Annotated in this window: 15 protein-coding genes; 11 read left to right on the top strand and 4 right to left on the bottom strand. The window is 67.4% G+C overall.

The window, feature by feature from the left end; genetic code table 11:
• Nucleotides 1-94 precede the first annotated feature (94 nt).
• The 4 genes from C447_RS15270 to C447_RS15250 all read left to right on the top strand — a co-directional run bounded on the left by C447_RS15270 (nucleotide 95) and on the right by C447_RS15250 (nucleotide 3,530).
• Nucleotides 95-721, top strand: coding sequence for a uracil-DNA glycosylase (locus tag C447_RS15270; protein ID WP_007695482.1), 627 nt, complete (start codon nucleotides 95-97; stop codon nucleotides 719-721).
• Nucleotides 722-775: 54 nt separating this feature from the next.
• A complete protein-coding gene (locus tag C447_RS15265) occupies nucleotides 776-1,165 on the top strand; it encodes a VanZ family protein (RefSeq protein WP_007695481.1) in 390 nt (129 codons plus the stop codon).
• A 75-nt stretch (nucleotides 1,166-1,240) separates the two neighbouring features.
• On the top strand, nucleotides 1,241-1,666 hold the full coding sequence (locus C447_RS15260) for an EamA family transporter (protein WP_007695479.1): 426 nt from the start codon (nucleotides 1,241-1,243) through the stop codon (nucleotides 1,664-1,666).
• Between the two features lie 793 nt (nucleotides 1,667-2,459).
• Nucleotides 2,460-3,530: an archaeosine biosynthesis radical SAM protein RaSEA gene (locus C447_RS15250; RefSeq protein WP_007695476.1), complete on the top strand. Its 1,071-nt coding sequence runs from the start codon at nucleotides 2,460-2,462 to the stop codon at nucleotides 3,528-3,530.
• Nucleotides 3,531-3,544: 14 nt separating this feature from the next.
• On the opposite strand, the gene C447_RS15245 is transcribed toward C447_RS15250, so the two are convergent.
• On the bottom strand, nucleotides 3,545-3,823 hold the full coding sequence (locus tag C447_RS15245) for a hypothetical protein (protein WP_007695474.1): 279 nt from the start codon (nucleotides 3,821-3,823) through the stop codon (nucleotides 3,545-3,547).
• Nucleotides 3,824-4,045: 222 nt separating this feature from the next.
• On the opposite strand from C447_RS15245, the gene C447_RS15240 reads away from it, so the two are divergent.
• The 5 genes from C447_RS15240 (at nucleotide 4,046) to C447_RS15220 (ending at nucleotide 10,282) form a co-directional block, all read left to right on the top strand.
• Nucleotides 4,046-5,245: a sugar phosphate nucleotidyltransferase gene (locus tag C447_RS15240; protein WP_007695471.1), complete on the top strand. Its 1,200-nt coding sequence runs from the start codon at nucleotides 4,046-4,048 to the stop codon at nucleotides 5,243-5,245.
• Nucleotides 5,245-7,032, top strand: coding sequence for a glutamine--fructose-6-phosphate transaminase (isomerizing) (glmS, locus tag C447_RS15235; protein WP_007695469.1), 1,788 nt, complete (start codon nucleotides 5,245-5,247; stop codon nucleotides 7,030-7,032). Before C447_RS15240 ends, glmS begins: the two co-directional genes overlap by 1 nt.
• A 189-nt stretch (nucleotides 7,033-7,221) precedes the next feature.
• The gene (locus C447_RS15230; RefSeq protein ID WP_007695467.1) at nucleotides 7,222-8,388 is read left to right on the top strand and encodes an NAD-dependent epimerase/dehydratase family protein; all 1,167 of its coding nucleotides are present in this window, start codon (nucleotides 7,222-7,224) and stop codon (nucleotides 8,386-8,388) included.
• Nucleotides 8,388-9,311, top strand: a complete 924-nt coding sequence (locus C447_RS15225) for an NAD-dependent epimerase/dehydratase family protein (RefSeq protein WP_007695465.1) — start codon at nucleotides 8,388-8,390, stop codon at nucleotides 9,309-9,311. Before C447_RS15230 ends, C447_RS15225 begins: the two co-directional genes overlap by 1 nt.
• Nucleotides 9,308-10,282, top strand: coding sequence for an NAD-dependent epimerase/dehydratase family protein (locus C447_RS15220; RefSeq protein WP_007695463.1), 975 nt, complete (start codon nucleotides 9,308-9,310; stop codon nucleotides 10,280-10,282). Before C447_RS15225 ends, C447_RS15220 begins: the two co-directional genes overlap by 4 nt.
• Before the next feature lie 23 nt (nucleotides 10,283-10,305).
• Here the strand turns inward: C447_RS15220 and aglF are convergent, their stop codons facing one another.
• Nucleotides 10,306-11,025 carry a UTP--glucose-1-phosphate uridylyltransferase AglF gene (aglF, locus tag C447_RS15215; RefSeq protein ID WP_029601939.1) on the bottom strand — a complete coding sequence of 240 codons (720 nt, stop codon included), beginning with the start codon at nucleotides 11,023-11,025 and terminating at the stop codon, nucleotides 10,306-10,308.
• Between the two features lie 102 nt (nucleotides 11,026-11,127).
• Between aglF and C447_RS15210 the strand changes: the two genes are divergently transcribed.
• Nucleotides 11,128-12,831, top strand: coding sequence for an acyl-CoA synthetase (locus C447_RS15210; RefSeq protein WP_007695458.1), 1,704 nt, complete (start codon nucleotides 11,128-11,130; stop codon nucleotides 12,829-12,831).
• Between the two features lie 6 nt (nucleotides 12,832-12,837).
• Here the strand turns inward: C447_RS15210 and C447_RS15205 are convergent, their stop codons facing one another.
• Nucleotides 12,838-14,151, bottom strand: coding sequence for a hydroxyacid-oxoacid transhydrogenase (locus C447_RS15205; protein WP_007695456.1), 1,314 nt, complete (start codon nucleotides 14,149-14,151; stop codon nucleotides 12,838-12,840).
• A complete protein-coding gene (locus C447_RS15200) occupies nucleotides 14,148-14,951 on the bottom strand; it encodes an N-acyl homoserine lactonase family protein (protein ID WP_007695454.1) in 804 nt (267 codons plus the stop codon). Before C447_RS15200 ends, C447_RS15205 begins: the two co-directional genes overlap by 4 nt.
• Nucleotides 14,952-15,045: 94 nt before the next feature.
• Between C447_RS15200 and aglM the strand changes: the two genes are divergently transcribed.
• A complete protein-coding gene (gene aglM / locus C447_RS15195; RefSeq protein WP_007695452.1) occupies nucleotides 15,046-16,341 on the top strand; it encodes a UDP-glucose 6-dehydrogenase AglM in 1,296 nt (431 codons plus the stop codon).
• The last annotated feature ends 24 nt before the right edge of the window (nucleotides 16,342-16,365 follow it).

Raw genomic sequence — 16,365 nt, 5'->3', positions numbered from 1 at the left:
GCGCGACTATCCGGTCGGGGCCTAAAGACTGATTGGTTGTGCAGATCCATCCGTCGTGGACCAGACTCAAATCACCGCCCGCAGTAGGGCCGGCGTGGCCGAGTATCCCGACCCCGACGCGAAGCACCCGCTCGCCGCCGACTGCCGGCGGTGCCCCACGCTGGTCGAGGCCCGCGAGTGCATCTCGTGGGGCAACGGCCCGCTCGATGCCGAACTCGTGGTCGTGGGCGAGGCACCCGGCGCGGGCACCCCCGAAGCCGACCGCTGGAAGGGCGGCAACTGGACCGGGATGGCCTACACCGCACGCCACTCCGGGCGGAAAATTCGGGACCTGATGGCCGAGATCGGCTACGGCGACGAGTGCTACTACACCAACGCCGTGAAGTGCTTTCCCTCGGACGGCGAGGGCTCGAACCGCGAACCCACGGACGACGAACACGAGAACTGTCGGCCGTATCTCGAAGCGGAGATCCACGAGGTCGACCCTCGAGCGGTGGTCGCCACCGGAAAACACGCCACGACGAGCCTGCTCGCCACCGACGACCGGGAACTCGACGGGTTCGTCGACTCGGTCCTCGACCCCGTTTCGCTCCCCGGTCTGGAGACGACCCTCGTGCCGGTCCTCCATCCCTCCTACCAGGAGATCTGGATCCCGCGGCTCGGCTACTCCTCCGAGTCGTATCTCGACGCGATCCGGGAGACGCTCGCGGCGGTCGAGTGAGGTGGGCTGGATCGGATCCGAAAGTTCCTCCTCGCGTCCCAGTGCGGGTGTCCTATGGACCGCCGCTATCGCTGGCTCCTCGTGGTCGTCCTCGCCGTCGTCGTCCTCGCGGGGTCGGTCGTTCCGCTTCCCGGGGGTGAAACCACCCTCGGCCCGTTCGGCCTCGTCGGGGCCGACAAGTACACGCACGCGTTCGCGTATCTCTGCCTCGGTGGCGCGCTGGCGTTCGCGCTCGCGCCAGGGCAGCGCTGGGTCGGGGTGGCCGCGCTCGCGGTCGTCGTCACGTCGCTCTACGGCGGCGGGATCGAGGTCGTCCAGGGCTTCGTCGGTCGCGACCCCTCCCTGCTCGACTGGGGTGCGGACGTCCTCGGCGCGATCGTCGGCGTGGCGCTCGCCATTGGCTTCGATCGGGCGTTGCAACGCCGGGTGTGGACGGAACGGTGATTCCCTCCTCAGTGAGTGCCCGAGTCGCGGCGGCATGACGAAGTGGCTTAGGGACGCGAGACGAGGGTCACACAGATGGAATTCGCAGAGATGAATTCGGCCGTCTTGTTCGGCTCGATTACGATGGTGGCGTGGGGGATCTGGATCGTCGTGGGCAACGCTGCATCGGAATCGATCGACCCCAGAACCGCGGCCGCCATCTCGTATCTGACGGCTGGCCTCCTCGCGGTCGGGTTCGTCGTCGTCTCGGACGCATCGCTCGCCGTGACTGCGAGGGGAGGGATGCTCGCCGGCGTGGCTGGGTTGTTCACCGGGATCGGCCTCATCTCGATGTACATGGGGTTCGCTCAGGGCTCCACGACGGTCGTCTCGACGCTCGGTGCCATGTACTTCGTCGTTGCAGCCATCATCAGTATGGGCGTGCTCGGGGAGGCGATCACGATAACGAGAGCCGTCGGTATCGCGTTCGCGGTCGTTGGCGTGGTTCTGGTCGCTCGATAGCGAGGAAAACCCGAGGGTCTCATCCGGAGGAGGCGGGCGCTTTCTCTCCTCTTGCTCGTGGTCGTCGTCACGTTGCTCTACGGCATCAGTATCGAGACCGTCCGTGGATCCGTTGGACGCGATCATCGAATTGATCTCCACAGAAAACTTATCACCAAATCGAACATACGTCCGTATGATATGCCTATGTCGTACGACAACGAACAACGGAGCAGGGGTTCGTGGCTTAGTCTTAGCAGTAGAGCGATCGGGGTCCTTGCTGGGGTTTTCGGTCTATTGGGTGCAAGCTATTTGATAGTCACATCTGTGCTTCCCTATCTCTTCTCAGATAGCGCACCGCTTGCCGCCGAGAATGCACCAACTTTCATGATCTGGTCGATCGTCCTTATCGGACTCTCGTTTGGGGCTGGGTACGTAGCATGGAATGAGATGCTGTGGGCCGTTTGGGGATTCGCTATAGTAATCTCTGTACTTTCGGTAGCTACTTTATTCAGCTTCGGAGCGGTGGTTGTTCCGCTTGCTACTCTTCTGCTGACCGCGGCGACGTTGTTGACTGTCGATCGGGAGTTCCGAATGGGGGGATGACACTCGCATCGCCTGCACTCCATTGGGGAAGGCTAACAGACCAGAAGCCGCTGGTTTCTCAACCGAGCTCACCCTGAGGATGATAGAGAACCTCAGTCAAGCTATTCGCCATCTCGATGATACGGCGAGTGTTCGTTGCTGATCTGCGATTCGAACGTTCGCCGTACGGACCGAAGCCGCTTTTCGCGCTGACTTCCTTTCCCACTCAATGAGCCAGCCATCGCCGGAGGTCTACGAGTCCGGACGTGGGATGGACGCCCACAACGCCGCGATGCGCGAGATCCGCGCGCGCAACGACCGGACCTACGACCCCCACGAACCCACGCGGGTCTGGGTCGACGAGGACAACACGCCCGACGGCGTGCGCCAGTCGCTGACGATCATTCTGAACACCGGCGGCTGTCGCTGGGCGCGCGCCGGCGGCTGTACGATGTGCGGCTACGTCGCCGAATCCGTCGAGGGCGGCACCGTCCCGCACGAAGCGCTCGTCGACCAGTTGAACGCCTGCCTCGAACACGAACGCGAGAACGCCGACGAACCCTGCCCGCTGATCAAGATCTACACCTCGGGGAGCTTCCTCGACGAGCGCGAGGTGCCCGCCGCGGCCCGGGAGGCGGTCGCCGAGGCGTTCGCCGACCGCGAGCGGATCGTGCTCGAATCCCTGCCCGATTTCGTCCGACCCGAGCGCCTCGCCGACTTCACCGAAAAGGGGCTCGCGGTCGACGTCGCGGTGGGCCTCGAAACCGCCACGGATAGAGTTCGCCACGACTGCGTCAACAAGTACTTCGATTTCGACGACTTCGTCGCGGCGAGCGAGCGCGCCGCGGACGCGGGCGTCGGGATCAAAGCCTACCTCCTGATGAAACCGCCCTTCCTCACCGAATCGGAGGCCGTCACCGACATGATCTCCTCGGTCGAGCGGTGTGCCGAGTACGCCCATACCGTGTCGATGAACCCCTGTAACGTCCAGCGTCACACGATGGTCGAGGAGCTCTACCACGACGGCGGCTACCGCCCGCCGTGGCTCTGGTCGGTGGCCGAGGTCCTCCGCGAGACCGCCGACGCCGACGCCATCGTGATCTCCGACCCCGTCGGCCACGGCTCGGACCGCGGCCCCCACAATTGCGGGGAGTGCGACGACCACGTCCAGACGGCTATCAAGGACTTCGACCTCCGCCAGGACCCGACCGTCTTCGATCAGGTCTCCTGTGAGTGCGAGGCGACCTGGAACGTGGTGATGGAGCGCGAGACGAGCTACGGGATGCCGCTGACGAACTGAGTCGGCCCTCTCCTTCAGACCGCTTCGTCGGGGTCGTACTCCTCGGCCATCCGGGCGGCCTCCGTGGCGTAGCGCTCGCGCGTCTCGGGGTCCGAGACGTCCCCGAGATTGTCGGGGTCGACGTCGAGCGCCGCGGTGGTCTCGCGACCCCCGCCGCCGGGCATCTGGAGCGCGCGTTCCTTCCGGTAGTCGCGCTCGCCGTCGGGCGTCGCGTAGGTCAAGACGATGAGGTTCGGGAGGTCCTCCGCGAAAGTGCGCTCGACCAGCCAGACGCGGACGGTGTCGTCGGTCATCGCGCCGCGGTACGAACGGCCCGTGGTTAGGTCTGTTCGTCGCCGCGCGACCGGACGGGTCGCCCGCACCCGGTCGCTTCTCCGGGTCGAGCGCCATCTCGGGTGGCGAAACGTCGATGCGCCTCCTCGACCGCCGATTCCACAACGATCGTCCATTCGGGATACCATCACGCCCGGACGTGCCCAGAACGTTGAAGCCGATCGGCATGGATTGATGGATCGATGAGCATTCGCACCGCCGTGGTTCTCGCGGCCGGCGAGGGCAACCGGCTGCGCCCGCTGACGCACAACCGCCCGAAGCCCATGTTGCCCGCGGCGAACAGGCCCGTCCTCGAGTACGTCTTCGATGCACTGATCGACGCCGGGGTCGAGGACCTCGCGGTCGTGATCGGTTACAAGCGCGACCGGGTGCAAGAACACTTCGGCCCGACCTACCGCGACGTCCCGATCGAGTACGTCGCCCAGGAGAAACAGCTCGGCAGCGGTCACGCCCTGCGCTGCGCCGAGCCGGCCGTCGACGAGCCGTTCCTGCTGGTGAACGGCGACCGGGTCATCGAATCCGGCCTGGTCCAAGACGTGGTGGCGGAGTTCGAGACCTACCCCGACGCCGCCGCCACGCTCGGCGTGCTCGAACACCGCGACGCCAGGCGCTACGGTGCGGTCGCGCTCTCGGAGGGCCGGATCGAGAAGCTCGTCGAGAAGCCCGACTCCGACGACTACCGCCTGATCAACGCCGGCGTCTACGCCTTCCGGACCTCGATCTTCGACGCCATCGGCGAGACCGAGCGCCGCGACGGCGAACTCCAGCTCACCGACACCCTCGCGCGCCTCATCGACGACGGCGAGGACGTCCGGGGGGTCCGGGTCGACGGCCTCTCGCCACACGCCACCTACCCGTGGGACCTCCTCACCGTGACCCGGGAGATCCTCGCCCGCGGCCGGGTCGACGAGCCCGTCCGCGAGCAGGGCGTCTGGGTCGACGAGACGGCGCTGGTCCACGACGACGCCACCCTCCAGGCCCCGGTGGTCGTCGGGCCGGACTGCGAGGTCGGCCCGGGTGCGGTCGTCGGACCGAACGTCGCCGTCGGGCGGAACGTCACCGTCGAGGCGAACGCCACGGTCGAGCGCACGGTATTAGATTCGGACACCCGGATCGGGCCGGGGAGCACGGTGCTGGACTGCGTGGTCGGTGAGGACGTCACGCTGGGTGCGGGGAGCATCGTCCCCGGCGGACCGGCGGACGTCCGCGTCGGCAGGCGGGTGTTCGAGGACCGCCAGCTCGGCGCGGTGGTCGCCGACCGCGTCACCGCGGGCGGGATGGTCGGCTTCGAACCGGGAACCCTCGTGGGGCCCGGTGCACACCTCCACACGGGGGCCCGGGTGCGCGGCGAGGTCGTCGCCCACGCGGAGGTGATGAGCTGATGTGTGGCGTGATCGGCTGTGTTGGACGGCCCGACGAGACGCTCGACGTGTTGATGCACGGCCTCTCGAAGCTCGAATACCGGGGCTACGACTCGGCGGGCGTCGCGCTCGCCAACGGCTCCGTCGAGATCGAAAAGCGGGCGGGCAAGCTCGAAAACCTCGAAGCCGCGCTCGACGGCGTCAGCCTCGAAGGGGCGGTGGGGATCGGCCACACCCGGTGGTCGACTCACGGCCCGCCGAACGACCGCAACGCCCACCCGCACGCCGACTGCGAGGGGCAGGTCGCGGTGCTCCACAACGGCATCATCGAGAACTACCAGGCGATCAAGGACGAACTCCAGGCCGCGGGCCACGAGTTCGAGAGCGACACCGACACCGAGGTGGTGCCCCACCTCATCGAGTCGGCGCTCGCCGACGGCGCGACCGAGGAGGACGCCTTCCGGGCGGCGATCCGGCGGATCGAGGGGAGCTACGCCATCGCGGCGGTGTTCGCCGACCACGAGGCGGTCTACTGCGCCCGCCAGGACTCCCCGCTGGTGCTCGGCGTCGGCGACGACGCGACCTACCTCGGCAGCGACGTCCCGGCCTTCCGGGCGTTCACCGACCGCGTGATCTACCTCGAGGACGGCGAACTCGCGCGGATCGACGAGGGCGGTTGGGAAGTCTCGACCCTCGACGGCGAGCCGGTCGAGAAGAGCATCAACACGGTGAACTGGGACCCCGAGGACACCGGGAAGAGCGGCTACGACCACTTCATGCTGAAGGAGATCCACGAACAGCCCCGGTCGCTCCGGCAGTGTCTCCAGGGCCGGGTCGACGAACTCGGGGGGCAGGTCGAGCTCGACGAGCTCGCCGGCGTCAACCCGACCAGCGTCCAGTTCGTCGCCTGTGGCACCTCCTATCACGCCGCGCTCTACGGTGCGCGGCTGTTCCAGGAGGCCGGGATCCCGGCCCAGGCGTTCCTCGCGAGCGAGTACGTCACCGCGCCGCCGCCGGTCGACGACGCGCTCGTCGTCGGCGTCACGCAGAGCGGCGAGACCGCCGACACCCTGAGCGCGCTCCGGGCGGCCAAACGCCTCGGGGCGCGGACCCTCGGGCTCACCAACGTCGTGGGCTCGACCGTCGCGCGCGAGTGCGACCACGTGCTCTACATCCGGGCGGGCCCCGAGATCGGCGTCGCGGCCTCGAAGACGTTCGCCTCCCAGCTGGTGACGCTCAACCTCTTCTCGCTCGCCGTCACCGACGACCACGACCGCGAGAGCATCGGTTCGCTCCGGGACCTCCCCAGCACGGTTCAGGAGATCCTCGACGACTCGGTCGCCGCCGAGGTCGCGACGGCGTACCTCGACGCCGACGCCTACTTCTTCATCGGCCGGGGGCTGAACCACCCGGTGGCGCTCGAAGGCGCGCTGAAGCTCAAGGAGATCACCTACCGCCACGCCGAGGGGTTCGCCGCGGGCGAACTCAAACACGGCCCGCTCGCGCTCGTCACCGACAACACCCCCGTCATCGCGGTCGCCACCGGCGACGACGAGTTCGCCAGGAAGACCGTGGGCAACGTCAAGGAGGTCGAGGCGCGCGACGCGCCCGTGATCGCCGTCACCGACGGCCAGTCGGACATCGAGCGCTACGCCGACCACGTGCTCCGGGTCCCCGAAACCCATCCGCGGACCGCCGCGGTGCTCGCGAGCGTCCAGCTCCAGCTGTTCGCCTACCACACCGCCGCCGACCTCGGCCGCTCGATCGACAAACCCCGCAACCTCGCCAAGAGCGTCACCGTCGAGTAAGTCGGCGCTCGTTCTCACCCGTTCGCAGCGATTGCATCCCAATCCGTTCGTTCGGTTTCGAGCAGCCGTTCGGTTTTTCCCATCCAACTCGGCCTCGTCGACTCCACCGCGAGTGAAACGGGACGCATGTCCACGTTGTGAGGGGAACGTTTTTCTCGCTCTGGAAAGTTACTCGGATAACGAGTAACAATGTCGATCATCGTCACCGGGGCCGACGGCTACGTCGGGTGGCCGACCGCCCTCAGGATCGCGGACCGTACCGATCAGCGCGTCATCTGTGTCGACAACGGCGGCCGTCGCGAGTGGGTCGCGTCGGTCGGCGGGGTGAGCACCACGACTATCGCCTCGATCGAGGAGCGGGTCGCGGCCGCCGCGGAGCACGGCTACCGCAACCTCTCGTTCGTCGAGGGCGACCTCGCGGACCGAGCGTTCGTCGACCAGTTGCTGGCGGTCCACGAACCGACTGCGGTGGTCCACACCGCCGCCCAGCCCTCCGCGCCCTACTCCCAGATCGACGGCGAGCGGGCGAACTTCACCCAGCACAACAACATGCAGGCCACCCGGAACCTCCTCTGGGGACTCCACGAGGCCGGGCTCTCGGACACCCACTTCATCGAGACCACCACCACGGGGGTCTACGGTGCGCCCGAGTTCCCGATCCCGGAGGGCGGCGCGACGATGGAGAACGACGGCGAGCGCGACGAGGTGCCGTTCCCGGCGATGGCGGGGAGCTGGTATCACCTCTCGAAGTCCCACGACGCCGCCAACCTTCGATTGGCCCACAAACAGTTCGACATCCCGGTCAGCGACGTCCGAACCGCCATCGTCTACGGCGCGGGCACCGAGGAGACGCGGGCCGACGACCGGCTCGCTACCAGACTGGACTTCGATTACTACTTCGGGGTCGTCGCCCACCGCTTCGCGGCCCAGGCGGTCGCGGGCTATCCCCTCACCGTCTACGGCAAGGGCGAGCAGCGAAAACCGTTCGTGAGCCTCGAGGACACGGTCGAGGGGCTCGCACGGCTCGCGCTCGTCGACCCCGACGACCGGCCCGATTCGCATACGGTCTACAACCAGACCACGCGGGCGATCGCCATCGTCGAGATCGCCGAGACCATCGCCGACGTCGGTGCGGAGTACGACCTCGACATAACCGTGGAACACGTCGAGAACCCACGCGAGGAGGACGAGACCCACCAGATGGAGATCGCTCACGAGCGATACGACGACCTGATCGACGGGAGCGCCGTGGACTTCGAGGCCGGGATGCGGGACGTGCTCGGCGCGATGGTCGAGCGTCGGGACGTCGTCGAAGCCCACGAGGACCGGTTCCTGCCGGACGCCCTGGAGTCGTGATGGACCTCCTCGTCACCGGCGGCTGTGGCTACATCGGGAGCGCGCTGGTGCCCCTGCTTCGCGACGACGACCGGGTCGGGCGGGTCGTGGTGCTCGACGACCTCTCGACCGGGTCGCCCCGGACGCTGATGGGCTCTCTCGACGGGGTCGAGTTCCGCGAGGGCGACGTTCGGGAGTACGGGGCCGTCGAGAGCGCGGTCCGTGACGTCGACGGCGTCGTCCACCTCGCGGCGATCACCGGTGCGGACAGCACCCACGACCGGCGCGAGGAGACCTACGCGACCAACCTCGACGGCACCGAGAACGTCCTGACCGCGGCGCGAAAGGTCGGGGTCGAGCGGGTCGTGGTCGCCTCGTCGTGTAACGTCTACGGGCGGGCGACCAGCACCGACATCGACGAGACGACCAGCCCGGACCCGATCAACCCCTACGCCGAGACCAAGGCCGCCGCCGAGGAGCTCCTGGCGGAGGTCACCGCCGGGTCGTCGACGACGGGGACCGCCCTCCGACTGAGTACCGTCTACGGCGACGCGCCCGGTATCCGGTTCAACCTCGTGGTCAACACGTTCGTCTTCCGGGCGCTCACCGGCCGGCCCCTCACGGTGTATGGCGACGGCTCGAACTGGCGGCCGTTCATCCACGTCGCCGACGCCGCGCGGGCCTACCGCGACGCCGTGCTCCGGCCCGAGGACTGGTCCGAACCCGTCTACAACGTCGGCACGAACGCCGGGAACTACCGGGTCCGGGAGATCGCCGAGGTCGTGAGCGAGGAGGTCGGCACCACGGACGTGACCTACCTCGAAGACGAACACCCGGGGCCGTCCTACCACGTCAACTTCGACCGGGTGGCCGAGACGGGCTACGAACCCGAGTACGCCCTCCGCGAGGGCGTTCGCGAACTCGCCCGGAGGTTCGCCGCATGAGCGACGCGACGCCCCCCACGATCGCCATCACCGGCGCGGGGGGCTACATCGGGAGCTGTGTGATCGAGCACCTCCGCGAGGCCCACCCCGACTGGGAGCTGACGGCGCTCGACAACTTCTACGTCGGCGACCTCCGGGCGGTCGAGGGAGTCGCGATCGACCACGTCGACGTCCGGGACCGCGACCGGCTGGAGGCCGCGCTCGACGGGGCCGACATCGTGCTCCACCTCGCGGCGATCAGCGGCGTCGACGACTGCGCCACGAACCCCGACCTCGCCTTCGAGGTCAACGTCCAGGGGACCGAGAACGTGGCGTGGTTCTGCCGGAAACACGGGGTCGGCCTCGTCTTCCCGTACAGCATGGGCGTCATCGGCGACCCCGAGGACTTCCCGATCACCGTCGACCATCCGCGACACCCGCTCAACTGGTACGGCCGAACGAAACTCCTCTCAGAACGCACCATCGAGACCATGGCCGAGGGCGCGTTCCCGGCCCACCTGTTCATGAAGTCGAACCTCTACGGCGACCACACCGTGGACGGACGGCGGGTCTCGAAGGGTACGGTGACGAACTTCTTCCTCGACCGCGCGCTCGCGGGCGAGACGCTCACCGTCTACGAACCCGGCACCCAGTCGCGCAACTACCTCCACGTCGAGGACGTCGCGAGCGCCTACGTCGCGAGCGCCGAGCGGATGGTCGAGGGGCTCGCCGCGGGCGAGACGGGCGCGAGGAGGTACGAACTCGCGAGCGACGAGGACCCCAGCGTCCACGAGGTCGCCGAACTCGTCGCGCGGGTCGCGAGGGAGGAACGCGGCATCGAGGTCGACATCGAACTCGTCGAGAACCCGCGGGCGGGCGAGACGATGGTCGAGTCCTTCGCGGTCGATACGACCCGGGCGCGTGAGGAGCTCGGCTGGGAGGCCGAGCACTCGCTCGAAGCCACCATCCGTGAACGGCTTCGGCAGGAATAGCTGCGTTTCGGGGTCGGCTTCGATTATTCGCTTTTGTTCTGGAGCCGCCGCTCGGCCTCGTCGCGGTCCTCGGGATAGCCGACGTCGATCCGCCAGCCGTCCATCTCGATGGCGTCGATGGTCCGGCCCGAACGCAGCAGGAGGTCGACGGCCTCCGAGAGTTCGTACTCGCCGCGGGCGGAGGGCTGGACGAGGTGGCAGGCGTGGAAGATGGCGGGCGTGAACGTGTAAAAGCCCGTGAGGACGAGGTTGCTCGGCGGGTCGTCGGGTTTCTCGATGACGTCGGTGACCTCGCCGTCCTCGGTGACGTCACAGACGCCGTACCGGCTCGCGTCCTCCATCGGGACCTCCTCGACGAGGAAGGCGGCGTCGGCGCGGTCGGCGCGCTGGCGCTCGACGACGTCCCCGAGGTTGGCCTCGAAGACGTTGTCGCCGAGGATCAACATGAAGTCGTCGTCGATGTGCTCTTCGACGGTCAGCAGGGCGTGGGCCAGCCCCGCCTGCTCGCGCTGGTGGGCGTAGGTGATCGGGACGCCCTCGAACTCGTCGCCGTAGTGGCTGATGATGACCTCCTGCTTGTAGCCGACGACCACGAGGAGTTCGCTGGCGTCGAGCTCGACGAGGCGTTCGAAACAGTGGGTGAGGATGGGCTTTCCGTCGACCTCGACCATCCCCTTCGGCTTGTCGTCGGTGAGCGGCCGGAGGCGAGTCCCCTTGCCCGCGGCGAGCACAACGGCTTGCATGCGTCGGTCTGCGCCCCCACCTCTCAAGAATCTGCCGTCATCACCACGACCCTACGAGATGATTTATAATGATGGAAGGTGAAATCCCGAGGGTTGGTATCAATGACCACCGAGACGACCGCCGACGCGAGCCGCCTCGACGCGTACCACTTCTACGAGGACGACTGGGAGGACTACGACCACCTCCGGGAGGGATTCGAGTGGGACGTCCCGGAGCGCGCCAACATCGCGAGTTACCTCTGTGACCGGTGGGCGAACGACGAGGGTCGAGTCGCACTGTATGCCGAAAACGAGGCGGGCGCGGAGCGCTCGTACACCTTCGCGGAGCTTCAGGAGACCGCGAACCGGCTGGCGAACTACCTCGCCGAGCGGGGCGTCGAACGCGGCGATCGAGTGGGGGTGAACGCACCGCAGAAACCGGAAACCGTCTTCGCCCACGTCGCGGCGTGGAAACTCGGCGCGGTGTCGGTCCCGCTGAGCACCCTCTTCGGCCCCGACGCCCTCGGCTACCGCCTCGACGACAGCGACGCGGTGGCGTGCGTCGTCGACGAATCCAATCTCGACGCGTTGCGGGCGGTTCGCGACGACTGCCCGGCGCTCGAAACCGTCGTCACCGTCGATGGGGATCCCGACGGGGACGAAACCGACTTCTGGGACGCCATCGACGGCCGTTCGTCGGACTTCGAGACGGTGGACACCGATGCCGAGGCGGACGCCATCGTCATCTACACCTCCGGGACGACCGGCGAGCCGAAGGGTGTACGCCACGCCCACCGCGTGATATTCGGCCACCTGCCGCTGTTTCTCACTACCTTCTGCAATATGGAACTCGATTCGGACGACACCTTCTGGACGCCCTCGGAGTGGGCGTGGGTCGCCTCGCTGTTCGACGTGGTATTCCCGGGGCTCTACTACGGCAAGCCGGTGCTCGCGTACGCCGGCGGACCGTTCGACGCCGAGAAAGCGTTCGAACTGGTCGAGACGTACGGGGTCACGAACTTCTTCGCGCCCGCGACCGCGCTCCGGATGATGATGCAGGTCGACTCTTCGAAATACGACGTCGACGACCTCCGGGTGATCGCGAGCGGCGGCGAGTCGCTGGGCCAGTCGATCGTCGAGTGGGCCGAGGACGTCTTCGCGGGCGCGGCGGTCCACGAGGGCTACGGCCAGACCGAGGCGAACCTCACCATCGGCGACTGCACCGCGCTGATGGAGTTCCGCGAGGGGACGATGGGCCGGGCCGCGCCGGGGATGGAGGTCGCGATCGTGGACCCCGAGACCGCCGAACCCACCGTCGAAGCGGGCGAACTGGGCGAGATAGCGGTCCGATACGACGGGAATCCGGTGTGTTTCAAGGAGTACTGGCGCAAGCCAGACCGAACCGAGCGGAAGGTGAAAAACGGCTGGCTGCTCACCGAGGACCTCGGATCGATGGATCCGGACGGGTACATCGCCTTCGAGAGCCGGACGGACGACGTCATCATCTCGTCGGGCTACCGCATCGGCCCCGTCGAGGTCGAGGAGAGCCTCGCGAGCCACCCGGCGGTCGCGGACGCGGCGGTGGTCGGCGTCCCGGACGACGAACGCGGCGAGATACCGAAGGCGTTCGTGGTCTGCACGGCGGGCCACGAGGCCTCACCCGATCTCGCGACGGAGATCCAGAACCACGTCAAGGAGCGCCTCGCGGCCTACGAGTACCCACGCGAGGTCGAGTTCGTCGACGACCTCCCGAAAACCGAGACCGGGAAGGTGCGCCGGGCGAGCCTCCGAGACGAGGAGGGCGTCGGGTCCGAAGAGACCGCCTGAGCCGAGCTACTCCCAGTTGTAGAGCGCGTCCGCGAAGATGTCGTGGACGTCCTCGGTGGTCACGGGCCGGGGGTTCGTCCGGAGGAGTCGCTTTTGCGTACTGGTGGTCTGCTCGGCGAGCCAGTCGAGGTCGTCCTCGGTGATCCCCGCGAGTTCGTTCAGCCCGCTCGGGAGCACGTTGAGGTCCTGCTGGAGTCGGATATACTCGGCTTTGGCCTCCTCGGCGGCCTCGCTCTGACTCATCCCGGTCGTGTCGGCCCCGAGCATCTCGGCGAGGCGCGCGAACCGCTCGGGGTCGCTCGCGGCGTTGTAGCCCAGCGTGCTCGCGGGCGTGAGCACCGCGATGGTCTCGCCATGGAACGTGTGATAGCGGTTGCCGACCGGGTAGGCCATCGCGTGACACAGCGTCGCGCCCGCGGTAAGGCCCGCTATCGCGCCGAACAGCGCCCCCTGGAGCATCGCCGACCGGGCCTCGATGTCGTCGCCGTTGTTCACCACCTGCCGGACGTTCGAGGAGAGCAGCGAGATGGCGGCCTCGGAGAACTGGTCGGTGATGGGGGTCCGGCCGGCGTAGGTCGGTCGCGAGGCGGGGTCGTCGGCGCGCAGGAGGTCGTCGAACTGGTGGGTGGTGTAGCCCTCGATGGCGTGGCCGAGCGCGTCCATCGCGGTTTTGGCTGTTATATCCGGTGGGAGGGTGGTCGTAAACGTCGGGTCGAGCACCGCGGCGTCGGCCCGAACGTGATTGCTCGAGATCCCTTCTTTCGTTTCCTTCTCCTCGACCGAGAGGATCGCCACCGGCGAGGTCTCCGCACCCGTCCCGGCAGTCGTCGGCATCAGTACCAAGGGAACGTTCGATTGGGTGAGCGCCTTGCCCTTCCCCGTGGGTTCGGCGACGTAGTCCAGCGGTTCGCCGCCGTTCTCCATCACCGCGCGGGTGACCTTCGCGGTGTCGAGACAGCTCCCGCCGCCGAACCCCACGTAGAAGTCGTAGCCCGCCTCGCCTTTCTCGTCGCGGACGAACGAGAGACACTCGCCGACCGCTTCCAGTGAAGGCTCGCGCTCGCAGTCGTCGTAGACGTCGACGTCGAAGCCCGCATCCACGAGATGCTCGCGGACCCGGTCGGCGTGGCCGAGGTCGGTGAGAGTCTCGTCGGTGACCACGAGTCCGTGTGCGCCGTCCTCGACCCCGAGGTCGTGGAACTGGAAGCCGAGTTCTTCGACGGCTCCCCTTCCAAATCGGATCTCCGGCATCTGGAGGTTCCAGACCGTCTCGGGTTCGAAGCGGTGGTCGGGGGCCGACACCGAGCGCTCGTAGCTCACTGGCCCCACCCCTCCTCGATCGCCGGGAACTGCTCGGGGTCGTGGCCGTAGACGATCTCCGCGTCGTGCCTCCGTTCGAGTTCCTTCAGGATCTGGAGGCTCCGGAACCAGTGGCGGTGGCTCCAGAGGAGTCCCGCCCCGAGCGGCACCTCGTCGTCGTAGTTGACGGCCTGGTAGATCTCGTCGCCCGCGAACACCACGGTCGTATCGTCGAGGTCGACCATCGTGCCCGTCATCCCCGGTGTGTGGCCCGCGAGTCGGATGAACTCGACCCCCTCGAAGTGGGTTTCTCTATCCTGGTGGATCACCTCCCAGTTGAGGTCGTGGTCGAAGTCGTCCAGCACGTACGCGGCGCTCCCCTCGTCGGACTTCGCGCTGTAGTAGGCGAACTTCAGCTCCTCCTCGTGGACGAAGATCGGGGTGTCGGTCCCGTCGAAGAACTCGAGCCCGCCTGCGTGGTCGAGGTGGAGGTGGCTCTGGAAGACGCAGTCGATTTCGTCTATCGAGTAACCTGCGTCCTCCAGGTCGTCGTCGAGGCGGTGCTCGTGGGCGTCCTTCGGGTAGAACGCCTGCACGAGTCCTTCGGGCCAGTGGCCGTTCGCCGCGTCGTGGTGCGAGCCGGTGTCCCAGAGGATCGTGCCCTCCGGGTGGTCGATCACGAAGTTCGGCACCGGGATCTCGACGTAGTCGGTGTCGGGGTTCGGTTCGTCGTGGCTCCCGAGCGTGTTGCCCTCGACGAGGTAGTTGAGGTCGGTTTCGAGCACGCCGCGGTCGATGACGTCGATGGTTGCGTCGACCATGGCCGTCGATCACACGCCGAACCGTCATGACTGTTCGCCCGGTTCGCAACGATCGAACCCGAATCCTCAAGCCGGAAGCCACCGACGACCCGGCATGAACGTCAGCGTCGTCGGCAGCGGCTACGTGGGAACGACCGTCGCGGCGTGTCTCGCGGACCTCGGACACGACGTGGTCGCCATCGACATCGACCAGGAGATCGTCGACACTGTCAACGCCGGCGAGACGCCGATCCACGAACCGGGCCTGCCCGAACTCGTCGAGACCCACGCCGGCGGCCGGTTGCGGGCGACCACCGAGCACGACGCGCTCACGGACACCGACGTGACGATCCTCGCGATGCAGACCCCCTCGCGCGAAGACGGCTCGATCGACCTCTCGGTGCTCAAGGCCGGGACGCGGGACACGGGCGAGGCGCTCGCCGAGAAGGACGGCTACCACCTCGTCGTGGTCAAATCCACGGTCATCCCGGGCATGATCGAAGCGGAGATCGAACCCGTTCTCGAGGAGGCCTCCGGGAAGACGGCGGGCGAGGGGTTCGGCGTCGCGGTCAACCCCGAGTTCCAGAGCCAGGGCTCCGCGGTCGAGGACTTCATGCAGCCCGATAAACTCGTCTTCGGCGCTGAAGACGAGCGAGCGTTCGGGGCGCTCCACGAACTCTACAACCCGCTCGTGGAGGCCAACGACGGCGTGCCGGTCGTCGAGACCGGCCAGCGCGAGGCGGCGATGGTGAAGTACGCCAACAACGTCTTCCTCGCGGGGAAGATTAGCCTGATCAACGAACTCGGGAACATCTGTAAGGAGTTCGACGTCGACTCCTACGAGGTCGCCGACGCCATCGGGCTCGACGAGCGAATCAGTGAAAGATTCCTCCGGTCCGGTGTGGGATGGGGCGGGTCGTGTTTCCCGAAGGACACCGACGCGCTCCGGGCGGCGGCCCGGTCGGTCGACTACGAACCCCAGCTCCTCGACGCGGTCGTCGGGGTCAACGACAACCAACCCCGGCGGATGCTCGACTTACTCGCCCAGCACGTCGACCTCGCTGGGAACCGTATCGCGGTGCTCGGCCTCGCGTTCAAACCCGGTACCGACGACATCCGCGGGTCGCGTGCGACGGTCGCCATCGACGGCCTGCTGGAGCGCGGCGCGGACGTCGCGGCCTACGACCCGGTGGCCGCCGACGCGATGGCCGAGAAGTTCCCCGACGTCGAGTACGTCGAGTCGGCCGCGGCGGCGCTCGACGGGTCCAACGGCGCGCTCGTGCTCACCGACTGGGACGAGTTCGGGGCGCTCGACGACGAGTTCGAGACGATGGCCGACCAGGTGGTCGTCGACGGTCGGCGGATCGTCGACCCCAGGGAAGGGATGACCTACGAGGGGCTGACGTGGTGAGCGGGCGCTTCGCTTCGAACTGGG

The organism is Halococcus hamelinensis 100A6 (genome assembly GCF_000336675.1).
Classification (GTDB): domain Archaea; phylum Halobacteriota; class Halobacteria; order Halobacteriales; family Halococcaceae; genus Halococcus; species Halococcus hamelinensis.
This window is presented reverse-complemented; position numbering and strand designations above follow the sequence as displayed.

Coding starts and splice junctions, on each gene's coding strand:
- C447_RS15250 (WP_007695476.1), top strand. CDS start 2,460: ATGAGCCAGCCATCGCCGGAGGTCTACGAGTCCGGACGTGGGATGGAC.
- C447_RS15230 (WP_007695467.1), top strand. CDS start 7,222: ATGTCGATCATCGTCACCGGGGCCGACGGCTACGTCGGGTGGCCGACC.
- C447_RS15200 (WP_007695454.1), bottom strand. CDS start 14,951: ATGGTCGACGCAACCATCGACGTCATCGACCGCGGCGTGCTCGAAACC.
- C447_RS15265 (WP_007695481.1), top strand. CDS start 776: ATGGACCGCCGCTATCGCTGGCTCCTCGTGGTCGTCCTCGCCGTCGTC.
- C447_RS15240 (WP_007695471.1), top strand. CDS start 4,046: ATGAGCATTCGCACCGCCGTGGTTCTCGCGGCCGGCGAGGGCAACCGG.
- C447_RS15220 (WP_007695463.1), top strand. CDS start 9,308: ATGAGCGACGCGACGCCCCCCACGATCGCCATCACCGGCGCGGGGGGC.
- C447_RS15245 (WP_007695474.1), bottom strand. CDS start 3,823: ATGACCGACGACACCGTCCGCGTCTGGCTGGTCGAGCGCACTTTCGCG.
- C447_RS15225 (WP_007695465.1), top strand. CDS start 8,388: ATGGACCTCCTCGTCACCGGCGGCTGTGGCTACATCGGGAGCGCGCTG.
- glmS (WP_007695469.1), top strand. CDS start 5,245: ATGTGTGGCGTGATCGGCTGTGTTGGACGGCCCGACGAGACGCTCGAC.
- C447_RS15260 (WP_007695479.1), top strand. CDS start 1,241: ATGGAATTCGCAGAGATGAATTCGGCCGTCTTGTTCGGCTCGATTACG.
- aglF (WP_029601939.1), bottom strand. CDS start 11,025: ATGCAAGCCGTTGTGCTCGCCGCGGGCAAGGGGACTCGCCTCCGGCCG.
- aglM (WP_007695452.1), top strand. CDS start 15,046: ATGAACGTCAGCGTCGTCGGCAGCGGCTACGTGGGAACGACCGTCGCG.
- C447_RS15210 (WP_007695458.1), top strand. CDS start 11,128: ATGACCACCGAGACGACCGCCGACGCGAGCCGCCTCGACGCGTACCAC.